The following is a 21,360-nucleotide window of genomic DNA, read 5'->3' as shown; positions in this document are numbered from 1 at the left end:
CGGAGGTGTACTAACGGGCCGTGAGCGGCTCGCGCTCGTGCCACCCCTCTTACGAGGTCACCGCGGCATCATCGCCGGAAGCATCGCGATGGCCACGCGGACACACTCTGGGCGCCGGAACTCGGTGGATCCGGCCGCGCTCGTTCCGCCTGACTCCTCGCTGGCGCGTGAGGCTGAGGAGGCCGCGCGGGACCTACTGACGCCCGCGCTTCTGAACCATTCACGCCGTTCGTACGCGTGGGGTGCCGCCCTCGCGGCAATCGACGAGTTCGACTTCGACCGCGAACTGTTGTACGTCGCCGCCATGTTTCACGACACGGGTCTGCCGAGCCCCATTCCCGAGGTCGACTTCACGGTCCGCAGCGCAGCACTCGCACGGGAGTTCGCCGACACCCGCTCGGTGCCAGCAGACCAGCGCGAGCTCGTGACGAACGCGATCGCCCTGCACCACACCCCGGGTGTGGGCACCGAGCTCGGCACCGAGGCGTTCCTTCTCTCCGCCGGGGCCGCAGTCGACGTGTTCGGACTGCGCAGCAGTCAGGTGCCCGATCAGGTGCGGAGGCAGGTCGTGCACGACTACCCCCGCGTCGGCTTCAAGCCGGAGTTCGCCGGTCTGTTCCGGGCCGAAGCCAAGCAGGTTCCTCGTGGGCGGGCTTGGTATCTGCACCGGTTCGCGATGAGTGACTTGACCATCAGGCTCGCTCCCTTCCGGGGGTGATGCGACCTGAGGGGCGCTCTCTGCGTCGGGCGGGGCGGTCTACATCGACATCGCGAGGCTCCGAAGTCGCGTGGAGGTCAACCTCGGATCGGCGATGACGATGGCTGAGATCGACTCTCGGCAACCACGCCGTCGGAACACGGTGAGCCACGGACCATTTCGGGCGCCTCGCGGTAGCGCGCCCAGGTGCGCGAGGCCCTAGAACGCAAAGGCTCCGACCGAATCGGTAGGAGCCTTTCTGCGTTTGCCTTTCGCTGTCGGGGTAGCGGGATTCGAACCCACGACCTCTTCGTCCCGAACGAAGCGCGCTACCAAGCTGCGCCATACCCCGCGTAGAGCCACGCCAGCCTATCGCACCGGGCCAGCCCGAAGCCAAACGCCCAGCGCCGTCACGTCACCCGCGTTACGGATGTGTGCCGGCAGGTGCGAATCGCGGTTAACCCTTTCGGTTAACCCCGGCGCGGATGGGTAGACGGATCGGGACTGAGGACGTTGTTCAGGAATGGAATCCAAGGTCGACGACGTTGTAGCCAGCACGTTCGATCGAGATCTTTCACGGAGAGGCCTGCACATGACCGGGTTGGGAGCCGCAATCTACTTCGGATTGTTCGCCATCGCCGCATTATGGCTGTTCGCAACGTCCGACCGCTTCAGCCGCGGCGTCTTTCAGGGCGGCGATCAGACCCAACGGCCGGAACGCTCGAACTCGTGGATTACCGACGCCGACGCCGACGGGTCCAACCCCTGGCTGGTGAGCCAGTCGTCGTCGAAGTAGGTGTCGTTGTAGCGCTCGCCACTGTCGGCCAGGAGCGTCACCACGGAGCCACTTCGTTTGTCGGCGATCATCTCGGCCAGCAAGCTGAACGCGCCCCACACGTTGGTGCCCGTCGAGGGACCCACCTTGCGACCCATTACGGCGCTGACGTGGTGGGCCGCTGCCACCGAGGCGGCGTCGGGCACGACCATCATCCGGTCGATGACGTCCGGCAGGAATGACGGCTCCACCCGTGGTCTGCCGATGCCCTCGATCCGAGACGAAGAACCCGTGACGTCACGTCGGCCCTGCGCGTACGAGGGAAAGAACGCCGAGTTCTCCGGGTCGACCACGCACAGCTGTGTGTCATGGCGCCGATAGCGCAGGTAACGGCCGATCGTCGCGCTGGTGCCGCCGGTCCCCGCGCCGACCACGATCCACTCGGGGATCGGGAACTCCTCGTCGTGCATCTGGTCGAAGATCGACTCGGCGATGTTGTTGTTTCCGCGCCAGTCGGTGGCGCGCTCGGCGTTGGTGAACTGGTCGAGATAGTGTCCGCTGGTCTCCTCCGCCATGCGTTCGGCTTCGGCGTATACCTGCGACGACTGGGCCACGAAATGGCAACGGCCGCCTTGTGATTCGATCAGCGCGATCTTCGCAGTACTGGTCGACGAGGGCATCACTGCGATGAACGGCACGCCGAGCATCGCGGCGAAGTACGCCTCGGAAACGGCCGTCGAGCCCGACGACGCCTCGATGACCGTCGTGTTCTCACCGATCCAGCCGTTGCACAGACCGTAGAGAAACAACGAGCGCGCCAGCCGATGCTTGAGACTGCCGGTGATGTGGGTCGTCTCGTCCTTGAGATACAGCTGCACGTTCACCCCGCCGACGCCGTCGCACCACGCCGACGGCAGCGGGTACCGCAGCAGATGGGTGTCGGCACTCCGCCTTGCGTCGGCCTCGATCAGTCGTACCGCGTTGTCGACCCAGTCTCGTGGATGGCGGCGAACGGCGATGGAGGTCCGGTCGGTCACCGCGCCGAAACTGCCGGATGCGACACGCCGGCCCGGCTGCCGAGGTTCCCGCCGCCGGTAGGCGACGCCACCAGTGTCAAGAGCGTCGCCTCGGGCCTGCAGCAGAACCGGTACGGGGCGTACGGCGACGTGCCGAGCCCCGCCGAGACGTGCAGTTGCATGTGGGCACCCCAGCGCGACGGCCCCTTGGCCCGCGATGGGTCGAGATCACAATTGGTCAAGACCGCGCCCTTGAACGGCAGGCAGAGCTGTCCACCATGGGTGTGTCCCGCCAGGACCAGTTGATAGCCGTCGGCGGCGAAGCGGTCGAGCACACGCGTGTACGGCGCGTGGGTGAGGCCGAGCGTCAGGTTGGCCGCCGGACTCGCGGGACCCGCGATGGTCTCGTAACGATCGCGGGACAGGTGGGGGTCGTCGACGCCGGCGACGGCGATGAGCTGCCCCTTGACCTCGATCTCCCGGCGGGTGTGCGTCATGTCCAGCCAGCCGCGTTCGGTGAACGCCGCGCGCAGATCCTGCCACGGCAGCGGCTCACCGGTGATGCGATGCGACGGCTTGAGGATGTAGTTCGTCGGGTTCTTGGGCTGCGGCCCGAAGTAGTCGTTGCTGCCGAAGACGAAGAGACCGGGCACCGACAACAGGTCGCTCAACGCCTGGACCACCGATGGCACGGCCTTCGGGTGCGACAGGTTGTCGCCCGTGTTGATGACGAGGTCGGGCTCCCAGCCGGCGAGCTCGCGAATCCAAGCCTGTTTGCGACGCTGGCCGGGAGTCATGTGAAAGTCGCTGAGGTGCAGCACCCGCAGCGGCGAGGATCCCGGCGTCAGCACCGGCATGGTCGTCTCCCGCACGACGAACGCGTTGCGTTCGATCAGTGTTGCGTAGGCGATCCCCGCGGCCAACGAACCGGCGGCCGCAGCGGCGGAATTCTTCAGAACCGTCGGACGGGCGAGCATGAACGCAGCCTACTGCCACATCGCCGCAGCCACCCGAGAGCCACTGCCTCTCCGCTGAACGTTATCAACCCCACACGGCGTTTACGGCGGTGGTGGTGGTGGCGGCGGTGGCGGGCCCAGAACCGGGACCGTGATCGGCGGAAGACCGGGGATCATCACGACCGTCGAACCCACGGGCGCGGGGATCGCATTGGGGTCGATGGGGTCCACGCCCGGCGGGAGCACCCTGGGCGGCGGGGGTGGCGGCGCCGGTGGGATGCCGTTGCTGATCTGGATCGTGATGATCGAGCCGGGAACCGTCTGCCCTGAGGGCGACGTGCCGACGACCGAGCCCACCGACGAGCCGCTGCCGACGGGCGTGGCCTGATCGGCGACCTGGAAGCCGGCGTCCCGCAGTCGCTGCCGGGCCAGATCCTGCGTCATCCCGGCGACGCTGGGCACCTTCGAGCCTGGGGCACCGTCGACGTAGCGCGGATCAGTCGGGGGCAGTTGCACGGTGTCGGGGGTGATCGGCTTCATCGCCGTGAACCAGGTCCGCGCGGGCTCGTTGCCACCGAAGAGGTCGCCGGATCCGCACTGCCGCAGCGGGTAGGAGCACAGCTCCGACGGTGTGGTCGAGTCGTCGTAGATGTAGTTCGCGGCGGCGAAGTCGCTGGTGAAACCGACGAAGCCCGACGACCGGTGGGCCTCGGTGGTGCCCGTCTTGCCCGACATGGGCAGGCTCCACCCGACCGACCCCGCCGACCCTGCGGCGGTTCCGTTTCCGGTGTCGTCCTTGCTCATCGCGTTGGCGAGCGTGTTGGCCAACCCCTCCGGGACGACCTGCTCACAGGTCTCCGTCGTGACGGACACCTCCTTGCCCGAGCGGTCGAAGACCTTGTCGATCGGGTTCGGCGGGCACCACGTGCCACTCGAGCCGAGCGTCGCCGCCACGTTGGACAGCTCGAGCGCGTTGACCTCGATGGGCCCCAACGTGAACGATCCGAGGTTTTGGCGCTTGACGAAGTCAGCGAGGCTTTCATTGCTCTCCGGGTCGTAGTCGCGCGCGGTGCCGGGAAGGGCGTACGAACGCAGGCCCAGCTTGACCGCCATGTCGACGGTGCGTTGCACGCCGACCTGTGAGATCAGCTTGGCGAAGGCGGTGTTCGGGGACGTGGCGAGAGCGTCCGTGACGCTCATCTGACCGCGGTAGTTGCCTGCGTTCAGCACGCACCACGTGGCCTGCGGGCAGCCCTTCGCGCCACCGCTGCCCAGCCCCTTGGCCTCGAACCGGGAGGGCGCGTCGAGCTGGGCGTTGGTGCCCATGCCCATCTCCAACGCCGCGGCCGTGGTGAAGATCTTGAAGATCGAGCCGGCGCCGTCGCCAACCAGGGAAAACGGCTGGGGCTGCATGGTCTCGCCGGCGTCGAGGTTCAGGCCGTACGTGCGGTTGGATGCCATGGCCAGCACCGGATGCGATTCCTTACCCGGTCTGATGACGCTCATCACGCTGGCGACGCCGGCGAGATCGGGCGCCGCGATGCCGGTGATCGCCGACTTCACCGAGTTCTGGATGTCGGGGTCCAGCGTGGTCCTGATGAGATAGCCGCCCTTGGCGACCTGTTCCTTGCTGATCCCCGCGCGAGCCAGATAGTCGAGCACGTAATCGCAGAAGAAGGCGCGGTCGCCCGCGGCGATGCACCCGCGGGGCAGTTCGTTGGGCTGTGGGAGGACGCCGAGGGGCTCCAGCTTCGCCGCGCGCAGCGCCTCCGCCTCCTGCGGCACGTTGGCGATCATGGTGTCCAGCACCACGTTCCGACGTTCCAGTGAGCCCTCGGGATTGGTGTAGGGATTGAGCGTGCTCGTCGACTGGACCATGCCCGCCAGGAGTGCGGCCTGCTGCCAGTTCAGTTCGGACGCGTTGATCCCGAAGTACGTCTGGGCGGCGTCCTGAACGCCGAACGCGCCATTCCCGAACGACACCAGATTGAGGTACCGCGTCAGAATCTCGGGCTTGGTGAACGTCTTGTCCAACGTCAACGCCATGCGGATCTCACGCAGCTTGCGGGCGGGCGTGGTCTCGATCGCGGCGCGCTTCTCCGCGTCGGTCTGCGCGATCACCAGCAACTGGTAGTTCTTCACGTACTGCTGCTCGATGGTGGAGCCACCGCGGGTCTCGGTGGCTCCCGACACATAGCCGGACAGCCCGGTCAGCGTGCCCTTCCAGTCGACACCATTGTGCTCGGCGAACCGCTTGTCCTCGATCGAGACGATCGCGAGCTTCATCGAGTTGGCGATCTGATCGCTGGGTACCTCGAACCGTCGCTGGTTGTACAGCCACGCGAGCGGATTGCCCTTCGCGTCCACCATCGTCGACACCGCGGGAACTTCGCCTTCGACGAGTTGCGCGGAGCCGTTGGCAACGACGTCGGAGGCGCGGTTGGACATCAATCCGAAGCCCCCGACGACCGGAAACATCAGGCCCGCGGCGACGACGCTGGCAAGAAGTACGCACCAGGCCAGCTTGATGACGGTGACCGCCGCGGGGACGCGCCTCGGCGGCGGCGTCGCCTGTGGTCGGTCGGACATGGCTACAGACTAGCGACGTCGGTCGTCACCAGCCCTCAGCGGTCCGTTTAGCCGTTGGTCGAGGTCTGCGCAAGCGCTGTAAGTGCGCGAAGAGGTATCACGGCACGGTCGTCCCATAAATCTGCGAACTGACTGTTGCGCAAAACCACCCTGACCACCTAGCTTTGACTGACAGTGCGATCTAGGTAACACTCCCGATCGCAATGTGGCGTAGATCGCACTAGCTTTCTACACCGAGGACTGGGCCGCCCCTGGGGGCGGCTGGACGAAGGGAACGCTGGTGTCAGAAACACGGCCCGCGGCGCGCAGGACAGTCATGAGTTCCCCAGTCAATGGTGTTGTTGTCCACGGCGCCGAGGCAGAAGCCCGCATCGCGTGGGTTTCCCAGGCGCGCTGCCGCCAGGCCGACCCCGACGAACTGTTCGTCCGTGGCGCCGCCCAGCGAAAGGCGGCCGTGATCTGCCGCCACTGCCCAGTAATCTCCGAGTGCGGCGCCGATGCGCTGGACAACCGCGTCGAATTCGGTGTCTGGGGCGGTATGACCGAGCGTCAGCGCCGCGCCCTGCTCAAGCAGCATCCCGAGGTCGTGTCGTGGGCGGAGTTCTTCGCCGCCCAACGCAAACACCGCAGCGCCGTCTAGTCGGCCGAGCAACCCGGAGGCCTCAGGCCGCTTCCGTATCGCCGGTGATCTCGTCGGCGATCGCGCGCAACGCTTCGAGGTCGGACACGTCGAACGGCAGCGAAGGCACGCCCACGATCGCCACGTGTGGGTTGGCGCCGGTGAACCGGGACAGCAACCGCACTTCCCGCTTGGCCGTCTGCGCCCGGTCGGCATGAATGCGCAGCACCTCCGCCGCGAGGTCGTCGCCGCCACCGGCGGCCAGTTGATCTGCCGCCTCCCGCGCCTTGTCGCTCTGCAGCTCGCACAGCGTCGGGTGAGTTCGGTTGAGAATCAGCCCGGCGAGCGGCATCTTTTCCTGGGACAGCCGGTCGACGAAGAAGGACGCCTCGCGCAGCGCGTCCGGTTCGGCAGCCGATACGACGACGAACTGGGTGCCCCGACGCTTCAACAACTCGTAGGTGCGATCGGCCCTCTCCCGGAAACCGCTGAACGTCGAATCCAGGGCCTGCACGAAACCGGCTGCGTCGGAAAGCATTTGGGAACCCAGGACCGTCGATAGCGCCTTCATTGCCAAGCCGACGGCACCCGTGACCAGTCGGCCGATGCCCCGCCCCGGCGCGAGGAGGAGACGCCACAGGCGACTGTCCATGAAGCTGCCGAGACGTTTCGGCGCATCGAGGAAGTCAAGCGCATTGCGCGACGGCGGCGTGTCGACGACGACGAGGTCCCACTTGTCCTCACCGAGCAGCTGGCCGAGCTTCTCCATGGCCATGTACTCCTGCGTGCCCGCGAGGGACGTGGCGACGGTTTGGTAGAACTGGTTCTCCAGAATCGCCTCCGCGCGGTCGCCGCCGGAGTATTGAAGGACCATCTCGTCGAACGTGCGTCTCATGTCGAGCATCATCGCGTGCAGTTCACCGGTGACCTCGGGGGCGAGCGCCACGCGCTGCGGCGTGTTGCCGAGGTCTTTGATGCCCAGCGCCTGTGCAAGCCGCTTCGCCGGGTCGATGGTCAGGACGACGACGGTGCGGCCGTACTCTGCCGCCCGCAGCGCCATGGCCGCGGCGGCGGTGGTCTTGCCGACACCGCCTGCGCCGCAACACACTACGACGCGATTGGCCCTGTCGTTGAGGATCGCGCCCAAGTCGAGGGCGATGGGTGTGGTGCTCATCTATCGGACTCCTTGCTGGCCGAGCGCCTCGGCGAGTTCGTACAGGCTGCCGAGGTCGACGCCGTCGGCTATCGCGGGCAGTTCGAGTCTCGGAATGTCGACCGCGTCGAGTTGGACCGCGCTCTCCGCCCGTGCGCTGATCCGAGTCGCATGCTGAATCGTCTCGGTGAGCAGCCCGGCAAAGTCGCCGTCGGCCAGGGTGATTCCGGCCTTGGCCAGGCCCGCACGCACCGAGTCCGCGTCGATGTCGCCCTCCGCGGCCTTGGCGAGATCGTGGGGCTCCAGGTACGACGGGATGTTGCGGTTGACGATGACGCTGCCGATGGGCAGCCCGAGCTTTTTGAGCTCGTCGATGGCCTCGACGGTCTCCTGGATCGGCAGTGCCTCGAGAAGCGTGACGACGTGAATGGCGGTCAGCTCGGAGTGGAGCAGCTTGACCACGCCCTCGGCCTGGGAGTGCACCGGACCGCCCTTCGCCAGGTCGGACACGGCCTGGGTGACGTCGAGGAACCGGGCGATGCGTCCCGTCGGCGGCGAGTCCACCACGACGGCGTCGTAGGCCCCATTCGTGCCCCCCGTCCTATCCTTCCCCTTGTCTTTCGCCGAGCGCACCACGATCTCCTTGACCTTGCCGGTGAGGAGCACGTCCCGAAGACCGGGCGCGATCGTCGTCGCGAATTCGATTGCGCCGATGCGCCGCATCGCCCGGCCCGCGATGCCGAGGTTGTAGAACATGTCGAGGTACTCGAGGAACGCGGATTCGGTGTCGATGGCCAGCGCGTTGACCTGACCACCGCCATCCGCGGTCGCGATCTTCACTTCTTCGTACGGAAGCGGCGGCACGTCGAAGAGCTGCGCGATGCCCTGGCGCCCCTCGACCTCGACCAGCAACACCTTTCGGCCGCCGGCCGCGAGGGCGAGCGCCAGGGAGGCGGCGACCGTCGACTTGCCGGTACCGCCCTTGCCGGTCACGAAGTGCAGACGCGCCTCGGTCATGCGGGACGGCCATCCAACGGATATGCGGCTGCTGGGTTCGGGAACGACGGTGGTCACCATTACATGCTATCCATCGCGCACTCGGTGACCGATAAGCTCAGCCCCATGAGCGAACTGACCAAGTGGGAATACGTGACGGTGGCACTCCTGACGCACGCGACCAAGCAGATTCTCGACCAGTGGGGCGAGGACGGCTGGGAGCTGGTCTCGGTGGTTCCCGGTCCCACCGGTGAGCAGCTCGTCGCCTACATGAAACGGCCCAAGTGACCGTCTCGGCGCGACTGGCCGAGCTCGGCATCGAACTGCCAGAAGTCGTGACCCCGCTGGCCGCGTACGTACCCGCGGTGCGGACGGGCAACCTGGTCTACACGTCGGGACAGCTACCGATGGTCGCCGGGACACTCCCGCAGTCGGGCAAGGTCGGCGCCGACGTCAGCCAGGAGGACGCCAAGGACCTGGCGAGGATCTGTGCGCTGAATGGGCTGGCTGCCGTCCACTCCCTCGTCGGCATCGACGCCGTGACCCGAGTGGTCAAGGTCGTCGGCTTCGTGGCGTCCGCGCCGGGATTCAACGGCCAGCCGGGCGTCGTGAACGGTGCGTCGCAACTCTTCGGGGAGGTCTTCGGCGACGCAGGCGCCCACGCCCGATCGGCGGTCGGGGTCTCCGAGCTGCCGCTGGATGCGCCCGTGGAGGTAGAGATCATCGTCGAGGTGGCGTGACTTCGGGCATCGACGTGGAACACCCCGCCTACGGCAAGCTCCGCCGCGTCACGGACACGGCGTCGGTGATGTTGTGCGACAACCCCGGCATGCTCACCCTCGAAGGCACCAATACCTGGGTGCTTCAAGGGCCGGGCAGCGAAGAGATCGTCGTCGTCGACCCCGGGCCCGACGACGACGAGCACATCGGCCGGATCGCAAGCCTCGGCAAGATTTCGCTGGTCCTGATCAGCCACAAACACGGTGACCACACCGATGCCATCGACAAGCTGGTCGATCGCACGGGTGCCACGGTGCGCGCGGTGGGCAGCGGCTTTCTTCGCGGTCTCGGGGGTCCGCTGTCCGACGGCGAGGTGATCGACGCCGCCGGCCTGCGCATCACCGTGATGGCCACGCCGGGACATACGGCTGACTCCTTGTCCTTTCTGGTCGACGGTGCGGTGCTCACCGCGGACACGGTGCTCGGTCGAGGAACCACCGTCATCGACAACGAAGACGGCAGCCTGCGGGAGTACCTGGAATCACTCCGACGGCTGAACGGACTGGGTCGGCGCGCCGTCCTTCCAGGGCACGGACCCGATCTCGAGGACCTCGAAGCGGTGACGCAGATGTACCTGTCGCACCGCGAGGAGCGTCTCGGTCAGGTGCGCGACGCGCTAAGGGTTCTCGGTGAGGACGCCACGGCGAGGCAGATCGTCGAACACGTCTACACCGACGTCGACGAGAAGCTTTGGCCGCACGCCGAGTGGTCCGTGCAGGCTCAACTGAACTATCTACGTTCCTAGCTCGCGATTTGGGCGCGCTTGCGTTCGCTGAGCGACAGTTAGCGCGCCGAAATCGCGGGGGGGAGGGGGCTAGCGGGCTCGGCGGGCCAACCGCTCGGAGTCGCTGATCAGCACGCTCTTGCCTTCCAGGCGGATCCACCCGCGATGGGCGAAGTCGGCGAGCGCCTTGTTGACCGTCTCGCGCGACGCGCCCACCAGCTGGGCGATCTCCTCCTGCGTGAGGTCGTGCGTCACGCGGAGCGCACCACCCTCCTGCGTGCCGAACCGCTGGGCGAGCTGCAGCAGCTGCTTGGCCACGCGGCCGGGGACGTCGGTGAAGATCAGGTCGGCCAGGTTGTTGTTGGTGCGGCGCAGGCGACGGGCCAACACGCGCAGCAGCTGCTCGGCGATCTCGGGTCGATCGGCGATCCAGGCGCGCAGGGCTTCGCGGTCCATCGACACGGCGCGGACCTCGGTGATGGTGGTGGCGCTCGACGTACGTGGCCCTGGGTCGAAGATCGACAGCTCGCCGAACATGTCGGACGGACCCATGATGGTGAGCAGATTCTCGCGTCCATCCGGCGAACGGCGACCGATCTTCACCTTGCCCGAGATGATGATGTAGAGCCGGTCCCCCGGCTCGCCTTCGGCGAACACCGTGTGTCCACGCGGAAAGTCGACTGGCTGCAGTTGCTTGGTCAGCGCGGAGACCGCAGTCGGTTCGACTCCCTGGAAGATTCCGGCCCTCGCCAGGATCTCGTCCACGTTGCCCCTTAAGCCGTCGGAAAATATGACACGCGAAGGCCACCCTGTGCTGGATGGCGAAATCAGTCTAAGCGTTAGGCAGCTTCTTGACGTGCCAACGCTACACACGATGGGCGTGGCGAGTCGGCAGAAATTCCGGATTCGATCCGTGGTGGACGAACACGCGCGTGGGCAAATCCCTTGGCGATTCGGTGATGACGCGTTCCTCGTACTCGTCGTCGGGCAATTCGTAGGTCGCGACCTCGTGGGTTCGCGCCGCGGGTTTGGCGCAGTCTGCCTTGGCCTGTTCGAGAAACGCGGTGACGTCTGCGGGAGAGACGGTGTCGCCGTCGAGCCCGGCCTCCACTCGGTCGAGCCCGAAGGTTACCAACATCAGCAACCCCGGGATGAACGCGACGAGCAACCAAGACACATGGCGAAGTAAACACGCCGAAGGTCTCGGTGGGATCACGAATTGCCACCGGTCCGCGCTTACACTTGTCGGTTCCGTCAGTAGGCTGACGGCGTGGCAGCGCGCGCAGTGGTGGCCCCCAAATCCGCCAAATACGACAAGGAGACTCACGTCGGTCTGGTCCGTCGTGCGCGGCGGATGAATCGCACGCTCTCGCAAGCGTTTCCGCACGTTTACTGCGAGCTGGATTTCACCAATCCGCTCGAACTCACCGTGGCGACGATTCTTTCGGCGCAGAGCACCGACAAGGGTGTCAACCTCACGACGCCTGCGCTATTCGCGAAGTACCGCACCGCCGCGGACTACGCAGGCGCCGACCGCGAGGAACTCGAGGCCATGGTCCGGCCCACCGGCTTCTATCGCAACAAGGCGAATTCGCTGATGCGATTGGGTCAGGAGCTGGTCGCACGGTTCGACGGAGAGGTGCCCGGCACACTCGACGAGTTGGTGACGCTTCCCGGCGTCGGCCGCAAGACGGCCAACGTGATCCTTGGCAATGCGTTCGACATTCCCGGCATCACGGTCGACACCCACTTCGGCAGGCTGGTCCGCCGCTGGCGGTGGACCGAACTGGAAGACCCGGTCAAGGTGGAGTTCGCGATCGGTGAGCTGATCCCCCGCAAGGAGTGGACGCTGCTGAGCCACCGGGTGATCTTCCACGGGAGACGGGTCTGCCATGCCAAGAAGCCGGCCTGCGGAGTGTGCGTGCTGGCCAAGGACTGTCCGTCGTTCGGTGCGGGTCCGACGGATCCGTTGACGGCCGCCGCGCTGGTCAAGGGTCCCGAAACGGAGCATCTGCTGGCGCTGGCCGGGCTCTGAGCACCGCCAGACCCATGCGCGCGTCGACCCGATGGACCGTGGCGGTGCTCGTCGTCGTCGTCGCTCTCGCGGTCGCGCTGTGGCGTGAGGTCGGGTCGGAGGATCCGGGCGGCGACGGCAGTGCAGGCAACGGCTCGTCGTCTGCAGGCGTCGCCCGGGAGCACCGCGACGCCGACACCCCCGAGGCGCTGAGGGGCCCTCGCGCACGGGCCGACCTTCCGCCGTGCCCCGCACCGTCGGCAGGCCCCAGTCCCGAGGCGCTCGGCGGGATCACGGTCGAATGTGCAGCGGACGGCAGCCGCGTCGACGTCGGACGCGTGGTCGCCGGCCGCAACGTGGTGCTGAACCTGTGGGCCTACTGGTGCGGTCCCTGCGCTGACGAACTGCCCGCGATGGCCGAGTACCAACTTCGGATGGGTTCGGCGGTGACGGTGCTGACCGTGCACCAGGACGAGAACGAGACGGCCGCGCTGCTGCGGTTGGCCGAGCTGGGCGTCCGACTCCCCACCCTTCAGGACGGTCGACGGCTGCTGGCCGCTGCCCTCCAGGTGCCCAACGTCATGCCCGCCACCGTGGTCCTGCGCTCGGACGGTACGGTGGCCGAAATCCTGCCGCGCGCGTTCACCAGCGCCGATGAGATCGCGGCGGCGGTGAATCCAGGGATGGGAGTGCGTGGTTGAACGCCAACGGTGACGGGGGACCGCTGGCTCCCCTCGATGCCGCAGCCGCTCCGTCGTGGCTGAAGCCGCTGGTCGAGAACGTCGGTGACGTGCCGCGTGCGTACCGCAGGCGGGTGCCGGCCAGCATGCTCGCGGCGATCTCCGCGGCCAACGTTACGGCGACGCTGACCGGAGCCAAGCGTGACGCCGCCGTGCTGGTCCTGTTCTCGGGACCGTTCGACTCGTCCTCCGGCGGCCTGCCCGACGACGCCGACCTCCTAGTCACCGTACGGGCGTCGACGTTGCGCCAACATGCGGGACAGGCGGCGTTCCCCGGCGGTGCGGCCGATCCGGGTGACGGCGGACCCGTCGGCACCGCCCTGCGGGAGGCTCGCGAGGAAACCGGCATCGACCCCGCCCGGTTGCAGCCTCTGACCACGCTCGACCGGATGTTCATCCCACCGTCGGGCTTCCACGTCGTGCCCGTGCTCGCCTACTCGCCCGACCCTGGACCGGTGGGCGTCGTCGACCATAGTGAGACGGCGATCGTCGCCCGCGTCCCCGTTCGCGCCTTCATCAACCCCGAGAATCGACTGATGGTGTACCGCAGGGAGAACACCAGTCGGTTCGCCGGACCCGCGTTCCTGCTCAACCAGATGCTCGTCTGGGGTTTCACCGGCCAGGTCATCTCCGCCATCCTCGACGTCGCAGGCTGGGCGGAGCCGTGGGACAGCAACGACGTCCGCGAATTGGATGCGGCAATGACCCTGGTCGGCGGCGGCAGCGATTACGGTGAGGGCCAACAATGACATCGTCGCAGTGGCTTGATCTGGCCGTCCTCGCCATCGCCTTCGTCGCCGCCGTCTCCGGCTGGCGTTCCGGGGCGCTTGGCTCGCTGCTGTCCTTCGTCGGTGTCATCCTCGGCGCCGTCGCAGGCGTGCTGCTGGCGCCGCACGTGGTGGGCCACGTCGACGGGCCGCGGACCAAGCTGTTCGTGGCGCTGTTCCTGATCCTCGGACTCGTCGTGATCGGTGAGATCGCGGGCGTCGTGCTGGGCCGGGCCGTGCGCGGTTCCATCAGGCACGGGGGACTGCGCACCGTCGACTCAGCCGTCGGGGTCGCGCTCCAACTCGTCGCGGTCATGGTGGCCGCCTGGCTGCTCGCCACCCCGCTCACGTCCTCGGATCAACCCAATCTTGCAGCGGCCGTGCGTGGTTCGCGCGTGCTGTCGACGGTCGACGAGGTAGCGCCAGCGTGGTTGAAGCGGGTGCCGACGCGGCTGTCGTCGCTGCTGGACACCTCTGGACTGCCCGACGTGCTGCAGCCGTTCGGCCGCACCCCGATCGTCAACGTCGATGCGCCCAACGCGGCACTGGTGAACGACCCCGTCGTCGCGGCCACCCGGCCGAGCGTGCTGAAGATCCGCGGCGTGGCGACGAGCTGCCAGAAGGTGCTCGAGGGCAGCGGGTTCGTCGTCGCACCCAACCGGGTCATGTCGAATGCGCACGTCGTCGCCGGCTCCGAGAGCGTGACGGTGGAGTCCGACGGCAAGACCTACGACGCGACCGTGGTGTCCTACGACCCGAACGCCGACATCTCCATCCTCGACGTGCCCGACTTGCCGTCGACGCCGCTGCAGTTCGACATGCAGGAGGCGCCCACGGGTACCGATGCGGTGGTCATGGGGTATCCCGGTGGCGGGGAGTTCACCGCCACCCCCGGCCGCATCCGCGAGATCATCCAGCTCAACGGGCCGGACATCTATCACACGACAACGGTCACCCGCGAGGTTTACACCATCAGAGGAACTGTGCGGCAAGGGAATTCGGGCGGGCCGCTGATCGACAAGGACGGAAAGGTGCTCGGCGTGGTGTTCGGTGCGGCAGTCGACGATGCGGACACCGGCTTCGTGCTCACCTCCAACGAGGTGGCCAAGCAGATGGCGAAGGTGGGCAACACTCAGCGCGTGGCTACCGACACCTGCATCTCCTGACTCAACCGGCGTAGACGCCCGCGAGGAACCTCGTCAATTGCTCGTTGACGTGTTCGGGGTCCTCCTCGTGCGCGAAATGCCCGGAGCCTGCGATGGATACGTATCGACCGTGCGGGGCGAAACGCTGCGTGCGGTACACCGGGTCGGCCAACACGTACGGGTCGGCGTCACCGCGCATGTGCAGCACCGGCACCGCCAGCGGTCGCTTCATCAAGCGCATGAAGCGTCGCCCCTCGCTGCGCAGCTGGCTGCGCACCGCCCAACGCTGATACTCCAGCGCCGAATGGGCCGCCGACGGTATCTGGATGGCCCGGCGCATGTGGCAGATCGTTTCCGAGAAGTCCTCGGAAGCAAGCCATTTGGCACCAGCCCTGCTGCGGACGACGTCCTCGAGCTCGGCGGCGTCGTCGCGCGTCAGGGACCGCTCCGGCCAGAAGGGGGCCTGGTAGCGCATCATCCAGGGCAGCAGGGCCAGGCTCTGGTCGCGACGGGTCAGCGCGGACGCGCGAAGCGCCACCGGGTGTGGCGAGCTGACAACGGCGATGGCCCGCACCACCCTGGGATGCAGGACCGAGGTCGCCCAGCAGACGAGTCCGCCGTCGGCGTGCCCGACCAGCGTCGCCGTCTCGTGGCCGAGTGCGCGAATTAGCCCCGCGGTGTCGCCCGCCAGCGTCCATCCGTCGTATCCACGCGGCGGTTTGTCGCTGCCTCCGTAACCGCGTAGGTCGACGGCCACCACCCGCGCACCCTGCAATCCGCGAAGCTGATGTCGCCACGACCACCAGAACGATCCGAAGCCGTGCAGGAAGATCACCAGTGGCTGGTCGGCCACCTGCGATGACTCCTCCGCGCGGTGGTTCGCCTCGACCACGTGGAAGCGAATGCCGTTGGCGTGCACGTCCATGTGACGCCACGGACCGGCGATTCGCGTGACCGACGGATCGGGCGGCGGCTGCTTGACGTCGCCGCGGTCGCGGCCCCGGGCCATTACCAGCCGGATGGATCAGCGGTCGATGCAACGCCGTTGGTCGAAGCGACGGGCTTGGACGGCTTGTCGCCGCCGGGCATCAGCGCGACCCGGGCCTCCTTGACGGACTCGATGGTCTTCTGCGGGCCCCTGATCCGTCTGACCTTCAGGTAGCCGAGGAACGCCAGCAGTCCAGTCGTCACCAGCATCAGGCCGAAGACGATGAGATCCGCCGCCCACTTCTGGAGCCAGAGGTCGAGCAGGTCCGCGACGAAGAAGAAGAAGAAGAACGTCGAGTAGAACAGGACGACGAGCGCCAAGATGAAGTAGACGCTGCCCGTCAGACCCTTCTTGACGTCACGGGTGATCTCGGCGCGGGCGAGTTCGACCTCCGCGCGCACCAGGGTGGACATCTGTGACGTCGCATCCTTGACCAGGTCCCCCACGGAGGGGTCGGGCTTTGGCGCATGCGGGTCGACCAGCGGAATCGAGGTCACCGTCGTCGGAACGCCGCTCTTGCGGTCGCCATTGCTCACGGACACGTCCTCCCCGCTCGATGTATTCGTGGCCCATGTTGCCATGTCGCGGCCAGCCCAACGATTCCGCCCGACGATAGACTGACGGCGTTTGGTCATGGGCCGGGGCTGTCGCTAGGGGGTTTCTTGCAGGTACCACGGAACTACCGCCGACAATCGTTGGTGTCCGCCATCTTCGTTTCCGTGGCCGTCCTGCTCGCCTCTTCCCTCTCCACGCCTCACATCGCGACCTCCCGGGCCGATGACCTCGTGGTCCTCGGCGGCGGGTCGGGGATCGTGATCGACGGCGAAACGTTCTGCACCCTCACCACGATCGGCAACGACAACCGCGGAAATCTGATCGGCTTCACGTCCGCGCACTGTGGCGGGCCCGGCGCACAGGTCGCCTCCGAAGCCGCGCAGGCCGGCGGCGTCGTCGGAACGATGGTCGCGGGCAACGACGGCCTCGACTACGCTGTCATTCAGTTCGACCCGCAGAAGGTGCAACCGGTCAACACCATCGACGGCTTCGAGATCGACGGTCTGGGGCCCGACCCGGCGTTCGGCGAGAATGCCTGCAAGCTCGGCCGCACGACGGGGTATTCGTGCGGCGTCACCTGGGGGCCGGGGGACCAGCCGGGCACGATCCTCAACCAGGTGTGCGGGCAGCCCGGCGACTCGGGCGCCCCGGTCACGGTGAACAACCTCCTCGTCGGCATGATCCACGGCGCCTTCAGCGAGGACCTTCCGACGTGCGTGGTGAAGTTCATCCCGCTGCACACCCCCGCGGTCACGATGTCCATGACCGCGGTGCTCGCCGACATCAACGCGAAGAACCGACCGGGCTCCGGTTTCGTCCCGGTCGGCGCCGCGCCAGCCACCTAGCTGAGGTGATGGACCTCCTGTAGTCCGTACACCGGGGTCGGCAGACCTTCGTAGCGCGCCTTGAGCTGCAGCGCGAGATACAGCGAGTAGTGCCGCGACTGGTGCAGATTTCCGCCGTGGAACCACAGGTTCTCCTGTTGGGTCGGCTTCCACATGTTGCGCTGTTCGCCCTCCCACGGGCCGGGGTCCTTCGTGGTGTCGCTGCCCAGACCCCACACCTTGCCGACCTTGTCGGCGACGTCCTGACCGATGAGGTCGGCCGCCCAGCCGTTCATCGAGCCGTACCCGGTGGCGTAGACCACGACGTCGGCGGGCAGTTCCGTGCCGTCGCCGAGCACCACGGCGTCCTCGGTCAGGTGGTCGACCTGTCCGTGGGCCAGCTTGATGCTGCCGTCCGCCACCAGATCGCAGGCGCCGACATCGATGTAGTACCCCGAGCCCCGGCGCAGGTACTTCATGAAGAGCCCGGATTCGTCGTCGCCCCAATCCAATTCGAAGCCCGCCGCCGCCAGACGCTCGTAGTAGTCCTTGTCGCGTACGCGGATGGCGTCGTAGATCGGGATCTGGAACTCATGCATGATTCGATACGGCAGCGACGCGAAGGTCAGATCGGCCTTCTCGGTCGTCATGCCGGAGGCCACCGCCCGTTCCGAGTACAGATCACCGAGCCCGATCTCCATCAACGAATCCGACTTCACGATGTGAGTCGACGACCGCTGCACCATCGTGACGTCGACGCCGTTCTCGTACAACGCCTTGCAGATGTCGTGGGCGGAGTTGTTGGACCCGATCACCACGGCGCGCTTGCCGGTGTACCGGTCCGGGCCGGGGTGGGCGCTGGAGTGGTGCTGCTCGCCACGGAAGACGTCCTGGCCGGGCAGGGTCGGAACGCTCGGCTTGCCCGACATGCCGGTGGCCAGCACAAGATGTGTGGGATGCAGCGTCAGCCGCTCGCCGTCGCGGTCGATCTCGACCGTCCACCGTTTCTCGGCGTCGTCGAACGATGCCGACACGCAACTGGTCTTGGACCAGTACGGGACCTCCATGACCCTGGTGTAGAACTCCAGCCAGTCACCGATCTTGTCCTTGGGCGCGAACACCGGCCAGTTCTGCGGGAACGGCATGTAAGGCAGGTGGTCGTACCAGACCGGGTCGTGGAGGCACAGCGACTTGTAGCGCTTGCGCCACTGGTCGCCGGGCCGCTCGTGCTTGTCGACGACGATGGCAGGCACGCCGAGCTGACGCAGCCGGGCGCCGAGCGCGATGCCGCCCTGGCCGCCACCGACCACCAGGGTGTACGGCTGATTGCCGTACCCCAGCGAGGCCTCCTCGTCCTGGCGCTTCTCGGCCCACGACCGGGTGTCCGGGTCCAGGCCGTGTACCGCGCCCATGACGCGGGTCGGACCATTGCGTTCTTCGTAGCCCTTCAGCTCCTGCATCGCGGTGAGCAGCGTCCAACATTCGTCGCCCTTGAGGCGAAGGTGTCCGGTGCCGCGGCCGACCGCCGTCTCGAACTCGATGAATGCCGAGGTGACGTCCCCGTCGGCGGTAGGTTCCTCACGCGTCCGGAACCCCGAGGGGCTCGTCTCCGCGAGCCGGGCACCGAGCATGTCGGCGACGCCGTCGCGCCCCTCTACTGTCTTGATGTTCCAGGTGAAGGAGATGAGGTCGCGCCAGAAGCTGTCGACGGCGAACTTCGCAACGACCCGTTCGATGTCTCGCACGCGCAGGGCGGCTTCGAAGTCGGCGAGCCAGGCGTCGACGCGGGCCTGTGGCGTGGGTGCGGCGGGGGCCGGCTTTTCGATCGTTTCGGTCATGTGACTCAGAGCACACCAGCGGTGCCACCCAGCACAAGGGTTGCACCGGGTTGCACTCGGCGTGCGCACTCCTAGCCCACCTCGCGATTTCGGCGCGCGAACTATCGGTCAGCGAACTGCGCTCAGCGCGACCAGTCACGCCGAAGTCGCTACTGAGGCGCCTGGCAGATCTTCCACTGCTCGTCGCGGAACTCCAGATCGAAGCTCCGCGTCGAGCGGGTCGACGGGTCGAAGGCCATGAACGTCGTGACGTTGGCCTCGGCGTGACCGTCGTGCACGACCACCTCGTCGATGCTGGCGACGATCGGGTACTGCCTGGCCGCGGCCACGCGCGAGTGGATGTCGCTCCACTGCTTGTCGTCGTACTTGATGTAGCTGTCGGCCGTCTCACCGCACGTGATGGTGCGCAGTGTGGAGAGATCGCCCTTCTGGATCGCCGTGTCGAAGTTCTGGATCGTCGTGCGCACCATGTCCTCCTGCGAGATCGCGGGCGGATCGTCACGGCTCAGCAGCAGGGTGCCGAGGATCGCGACCGCGGCCAGTGCCGCGATGACGAGGACCAGCGCGATGACCCAGCCCCAACTGCGGCGGCGCCCAGGGGGCTTGGGAGCGTCCGCCCGGCCTGGAATCAGTTGCGGCGCAACGGGTGCTTGCGATACGGCGAAGATCTCGGTCGCCGGTTCCGACGGGGTCTCGATGATCTGGGTCCTGCCGGCATCCATCCCCGACGGCGCCGTGAATCTGCGCTCGGGCTGCTCGGCGTCCGTGGCCCCGGCCAGAGCGGCGGGATCGATCACCTCGGTCTCTGGTGCTGACGCATCGTCCGCGACCGGCTCGTCGTTCTCGTCCGGCCCCGATGGGTTCGACATTGGTGCCTCAGTCCTCCCTCGTGACTACTGCAGAGCTTATCCACCCGCACCGGGCGAAGCCTGAAGACATCGCCGTGGGATCCGCACGGCACAATAGGCGCATGACTCACATGGGCGATCTGCTGGGGCCTGATCCGGTCCGGCTCCCTGGCGACACCGAGGCCGAGGCCGAACTGGCCGCAGGGGAGAATCCGGCGATCGTCGCCGCTGCTCATCCGTCGGCGTCGGTGGCGTGGGCGACGTTGGCCGAGCAGGCCCTCGCCGACGACAAGGCGGTCACGGCGTACGCCTACGCGCGTACCGGTTACCACCGCGGTCTCGATCAGCTTCGCCGCAACGGGTGGAAGGGTTTCGGCCCGGTGCCCTATGCCCACGAACCCAATCGTGGGTTCCTGCGCTGTGTGGCGGCTCTGGCTCACGCCGCGGACGCCATCGGCGAGACGGACGAGTACCAGCGATGCCTGGACCTCCTCGATGACTGCGATCGCACGGCGCGCGGACAGCTCGGCCTCGCTTAGCGCCGGTCAGAACCAGGCGGACCAGAAGCGCGTCAGCTGACCGCCGAGCGGCCACAGCCCGCCCGGGACGCCGGCCAGGTCGACGAACCAGGCCACCAGCGAGAAGAACCACGCATTCAGCATCGGAGCCATCAGCAGGACGAACAGGATGATGAAACCCCACTGCTTGACGGGTGCCAGCTGATGCTGGGTCTCCGGCTTGAGGTGCGGTTCCAGGGCGCCGTAACCGTCCAGGCCGGGGATCGGCAGCAGGTTGAGCAACACGGCCGTCACCTGGAGGAAGCCGAGGAAGGCCACGCCCGCCCAGAACACCAGATGCTCGGGGGTCCAGAACGCGGCGGTGATTGCGAGCAGCACGATCGCGAGCACCACGTTGGCGAACGGGCCCGCCAGGCTCACGGTCGTCCGCTGCCGCTTGGTCATCGACCAGGTGCGCAAGTAGACCGCACCGCCAGGCAGACCGATCCCGCCCAGTGCGATGAACAACACCGGAATGCCCAGTGAGAGAAGCGGGTTCGAGTACTTCAAGGGGTTGAGCGTCAGGTAGCCACGAATCTCGACGTCGCGGTCGCCATAACGCCACGCGGTGAAGGCGTGCCCGAACTCGTGCAGGCACAGCGACACCAGCCAGCCGAACACGACGAAGACGAACACGCCGACGTAGGCCAGCGGCGTGCGGTCGAACTCGGCCAGCCACGCGACCACTCCGCCGACGGCCGTGATCACCACGATCGCCAGGAAGATCGGACTCGGGCGCACCGACTGGCGCAGCGGACGGACGCTCACCCCACGAAACT

At 67.0% G+C, this 21,360-nt stretch carries 23 protein-coding genes and 1 tRNA gene; 11 read left to right on the top strand and 13 right to left on the bottom strand.

Annotation, left to right across the window (positions count from 1 at the left end):
- The first annotated feature begins 88 nt into the window (after positions 1-88).
- Positions 89-718 (top strand): HD domain-containing protein, encoded by a 630-nt coding sequence (locus VET27_RS01540; RefSeq protein ID WP_526514614.1) that lies wholly within the window; start codon positions 89-91, stop codon positions 716-718.
- 257 nt (positions 719-975) lie between these two features.
- Here VET27_RS01540 and VET27_RS01535 read toward each other — a convergent pair.
- From VET27_RS01535 to ponA2, 4 genes are all read right to left on the bottom strand, one after another.
- Positions 976-1,049: transfer RNA gene (locus VET27_RS01535), tRNA-Pro, on the bottom strand.
- Between the two features lie 347 nt (positions 1,050-1,396).
- Positions 1,397-2,509 carry an L-cysteine desulfhydrase Cds1 gene (gene cds1 / locus VET27_RS01530; protein WP_526514613.1) on the bottom strand — a complete coding sequence of 371 codons (1,113 nt, stop codon included), beginning with the start codon at positions 2,507-2,509 and terminating at the stop codon, positions 1,397-1,399.
- A complete protein-coding gene (locus tag VET27_RS01525; RefSeq protein ID WP_526514612.1) occupies positions 2,506-3,465 on the bottom strand; it encodes a metallophosphoesterase in 960 nt (319 codons plus the stop codon). Before VET27_RS01525 ends, cds1 begins: the two co-directional genes overlap by 4 nt.
- A gap of 81 nt (positions 3,466-3,546) precedes the next feature.
- Positions 3,547-6,033, bottom strand: coding sequence for a transglycosylase/D,D-transpeptidase PonA2 (ponA2, locus tag VET27_RS01520; RefSeq protein WP_526514611.1), 2,487 nt, complete (start codon positions 6,031-6,033; stop codon positions 3,547-3,549).
- Between the two features lie 280 nt (positions 6,034-6,313).
- Between ponA2 and VET27_RS01515 the strand changes: the two genes are divergently transcribed.
- Positions 6,314-6,673 carry a WhiB family transcriptional regulator gene (locus VET27_RS01515; RefSeq protein WP_526514610.1) on the top strand — a complete coding sequence of 120 codons (360 nt, stop codon included), beginning with the start codon at positions 6,314-6,316 and terminating at the stop codon, positions 6,671-6,673.
- Between the two features lie 22 nt (positions 6,674-6,695).
- On the opposite strand, the gene bagB is transcribed toward VET27_RS01515, so the two are convergent.
- Both bagB and bagA read right to left on the bottom strand, forming a co-directional pair.
- Complete coding sequence (bagB, locus tag VET27_RS01510; RefSeq protein ID WP_526514609.1) at positions 6,696-7,826, bottom strand: ATPase BagB; 1,131 nt, start codon at positions 7,824-7,826, stop codon at positions 6,696-6,698.
- Positions 7,827-8,822, bottom strand: a complete 996-nt coding sequence (gene bagA, locus VET27_RS01505) for an ATPase BagA (RefSeq protein WP_526514640.1) — start codon at positions 8,820-8,822, stop codon at positions 7,827-7,829. It lies immediately after the preceding gene.
- A 105-nt stretch (positions 8,823-8,927) separates the two neighbouring features.
- On the opposite strand from bagA, the gene sp36 reads away from it, so the two are divergent.
- The 3 genes from sp36 (at position 8,928) to VET27_RS01490 (ending at position 10,326) form a co-directional block, all read left to right on the top strand.
- Positions 8,928-9,089, top strand: coding sequence for a Sp36 family protein (sp36, locus tag VET27_RS01500; RefSeq protein WP_140700206.1), 162 nt, complete (start codon positions 8,928-8,930; stop codon positions 9,087-9,089).
- Positions 9,086-9,541, top strand: coding sequence for a RidA family protein (locus tag VET27_RS01495; protein WP_526514608.1), 456 nt, complete (start codon positions 9,086-9,088; stop codon positions 9,539-9,541). Before sp36 ends, VET27_RS01495 begins: the two co-directional genes overlap by 4 nt.
- 68 nt (positions 9,542-9,609) lie before the next feature.
- Entirely contained in the window at positions 9,610-10,326 is a 717-nt protein-coding gene (locus tag VET27_RS01490; RefSeq protein WP_526514639.1) for an MBL fold metallo-hydrolase, read from the top strand.
- 69 nt (positions 10,327-10,395) lie between these two features.
- On the opposite strand, the gene crp is transcribed toward VET27_RS01490, so the two are convergent.
- The gene (crp, locus tag VET27_RS01485; RefSeq protein ID WP_263997190.1) at positions 10,396-11,070 is read right to left on the bottom strand and encodes a cAMP-activated global transcriptional regulator CRP; all 675 of its coding nucleotides are present in this window, start codon (positions 11,068-11,070) and stop codon (positions 10,396-10,398) included.
- A gap of 100 nt (positions 11,071-11,170) precedes the next feature.
- On the bottom strand, positions 11,171-11,482 hold the full coding sequence (locus tag VET27_RS01480; protein WP_526514607.1) for a hypothetical protein: 312 nt from the start codon (positions 11,480-11,482) through the stop codon (positions 11,171-11,173).
- 177 nt (positions 11,483-11,659) lie between these two features.
- Here VET27_RS01480 and nth point away from each other — a divergent pair, with 177 nt between their 5' ends.
- The 4 genes from nth to marP are packed head-to-tail and all read left to right on the top strand — an operon-like array spanning position 11,660 to position 14,992.
- Positions 11,660-12,340, top strand: coding sequence for an endonuclease III (nth, locus tag VET27_RS01475; RefSeq protein ID WP_526514638.1), 681 nt, complete (start codon positions 11,660-11,662; stop codon positions 12,338-12,340).
- A gap of 14 nt (positions 12,341-12,354) precedes the next feature.
- Positions 12,355-13,020: a TlpA family protein disulfide reductase gene (locus VET27_RS01470; protein ID WP_526514606.1), complete on the top strand. Its 666-nt coding sequence runs from the start codon at positions 12,355-12,357 to the stop codon at positions 13,018-13,020.
- The gene (locus VET27_RS01465) at positions 13,017-13,808 is read left to right on the top strand and encodes an NUDIX hydrolase (RefSeq protein WP_526514605.1); all 792 of its coding nucleotides are present in this window, start codon (positions 13,017-13,019) and stop codon (positions 13,806-13,808) included. The genes VET27_RS01470 and VET27_RS01465 overlap by 4 nt, the downstream gene beginning before the upstream one ends.
- The gene (marP, locus tag VET27_RS01460) at positions 13,805-14,992 is read left to right on the top strand and encodes an acid resistance serine protease MarP (RefSeq protein ID WP_526514604.1); all 1,188 of its coding nucleotides are present in this window, start codon (positions 13,805-13,807) and stop codon (positions 14,990-14,992) included. Before VET27_RS01465 ends, marP begins: the two co-directional genes overlap by 4 nt.
- A gap of 1 nt (position 14,993) precedes the next feature.
- On the opposite strand, the gene VET27_RS01455 is transcribed toward marP, so the two are convergent.
- Both VET27_RS01455 and VET27_RS01450 read right to left on the bottom strand, forming a co-directional pair.
- Positions 14,994-15,980, bottom strand: a complete 987-nt coding sequence (locus tag VET27_RS01455) for an alpha/beta fold hydrolase (protein WP_526514603.1) — start codon at positions 15,978-15,980, stop codon at positions 14,994-14,996.
- Positions 15,980-16,495: a phage holin family protein gene (locus VET27_RS01450; RefSeq protein WP_526514602.1), complete on the bottom strand. Its 516-nt coding sequence runs from the start codon at positions 16,493-16,495 to the stop codon at positions 15,980-15,982. Before VET27_RS01450 ends, VET27_RS01455 begins: the two co-directional genes overlap by 1 nt.
- 192 nt (positions 16,496-16,687) lie before the next feature.
- Here VET27_RS01450 and VET27_RS01445 point away from each other — a divergent pair, with 192 nt between their 5' ends.
- Positions 16,688-17,359, top strand: a complete 672-nt coding sequence (locus VET27_RS01445) for a S1 family peptidase (RefSeq protein WP_526514637.1) — start codon at positions 16,688-16,690, stop codon at positions 17,357-17,359.
- Here VET27_RS01445 and VET27_RS01440 read toward each other — a convergent pair.
- Both VET27_RS01440 and VET27_RS01435 read right to left on the bottom strand, forming a co-directional pair.
- A complete protein-coding gene (locus VET27_RS01440) occupies positions 17,356-19,176 on the bottom strand; it encodes a flavin-containing monooxygenase (RefSeq protein WP_526514601.1) in 1,821 nt (606 codons plus the stop codon). The genes VET27_RS01445 and VET27_RS01440 overlap by 4 nt on opposite strands.
- Before the next feature lie 149 nt (positions 19,177-19,325).
- Entirely contained in the window at positions 19,326-20,045 is a 720-nt protein-coding gene (locus tag VET27_RS01435) for an Rv0361 family membrane protein (RefSeq protein ID WP_526514600.1), read from the bottom strand.
- Positions 20,046-20,146: 101 nt separating this feature from the next.
- Here VET27_RS01435 and VET27_RS01430 point away from each other — a divergent pair, with 101 nt between their 5' ends.
- Positions 20,147-20,563, top strand: a complete 417-nt coding sequence (locus tag VET27_RS01430; RefSeq protein ID WP_526514599.1) for a DUF3151 family protein — start codon at positions 20,147-20,149, stop codon at positions 20,561-20,563.
- A 6-nt stretch (positions 20,564-20,569) separates the two neighbouring features.
- On the opposite strand, the gene VET27_RS01425 is transcribed toward VET27_RS01430, so the two are convergent.
- Positions 20,570-21,349 carry a site-2 protease family protein gene (locus VET27_RS01425; protein WP_526514598.1) on the bottom strand — a complete coding sequence of 260 codons (780 nt, stop codon included), beginning with the start codon at positions 21,347-21,349 and terminating at the stop codon, positions 20,570-20,572.
- Positions 21,350-21,360: the final 11 nt, after the last annotated feature.

This window comes from Mycobacterium sp. (assembly GCF_035633495.1).
In the GTDB taxonomy this organism is placed as follows: Bacteria; Actinomycetota; Actinomycetes; order Mycobacteriales; family Mycobacteriaceae; genus Mycobacterium.
The sequence above is the reverse complement of the archived record's forward strand: the minus strand, read 5'-3'. Positions and strand labels throughout refer to the sequence as shown.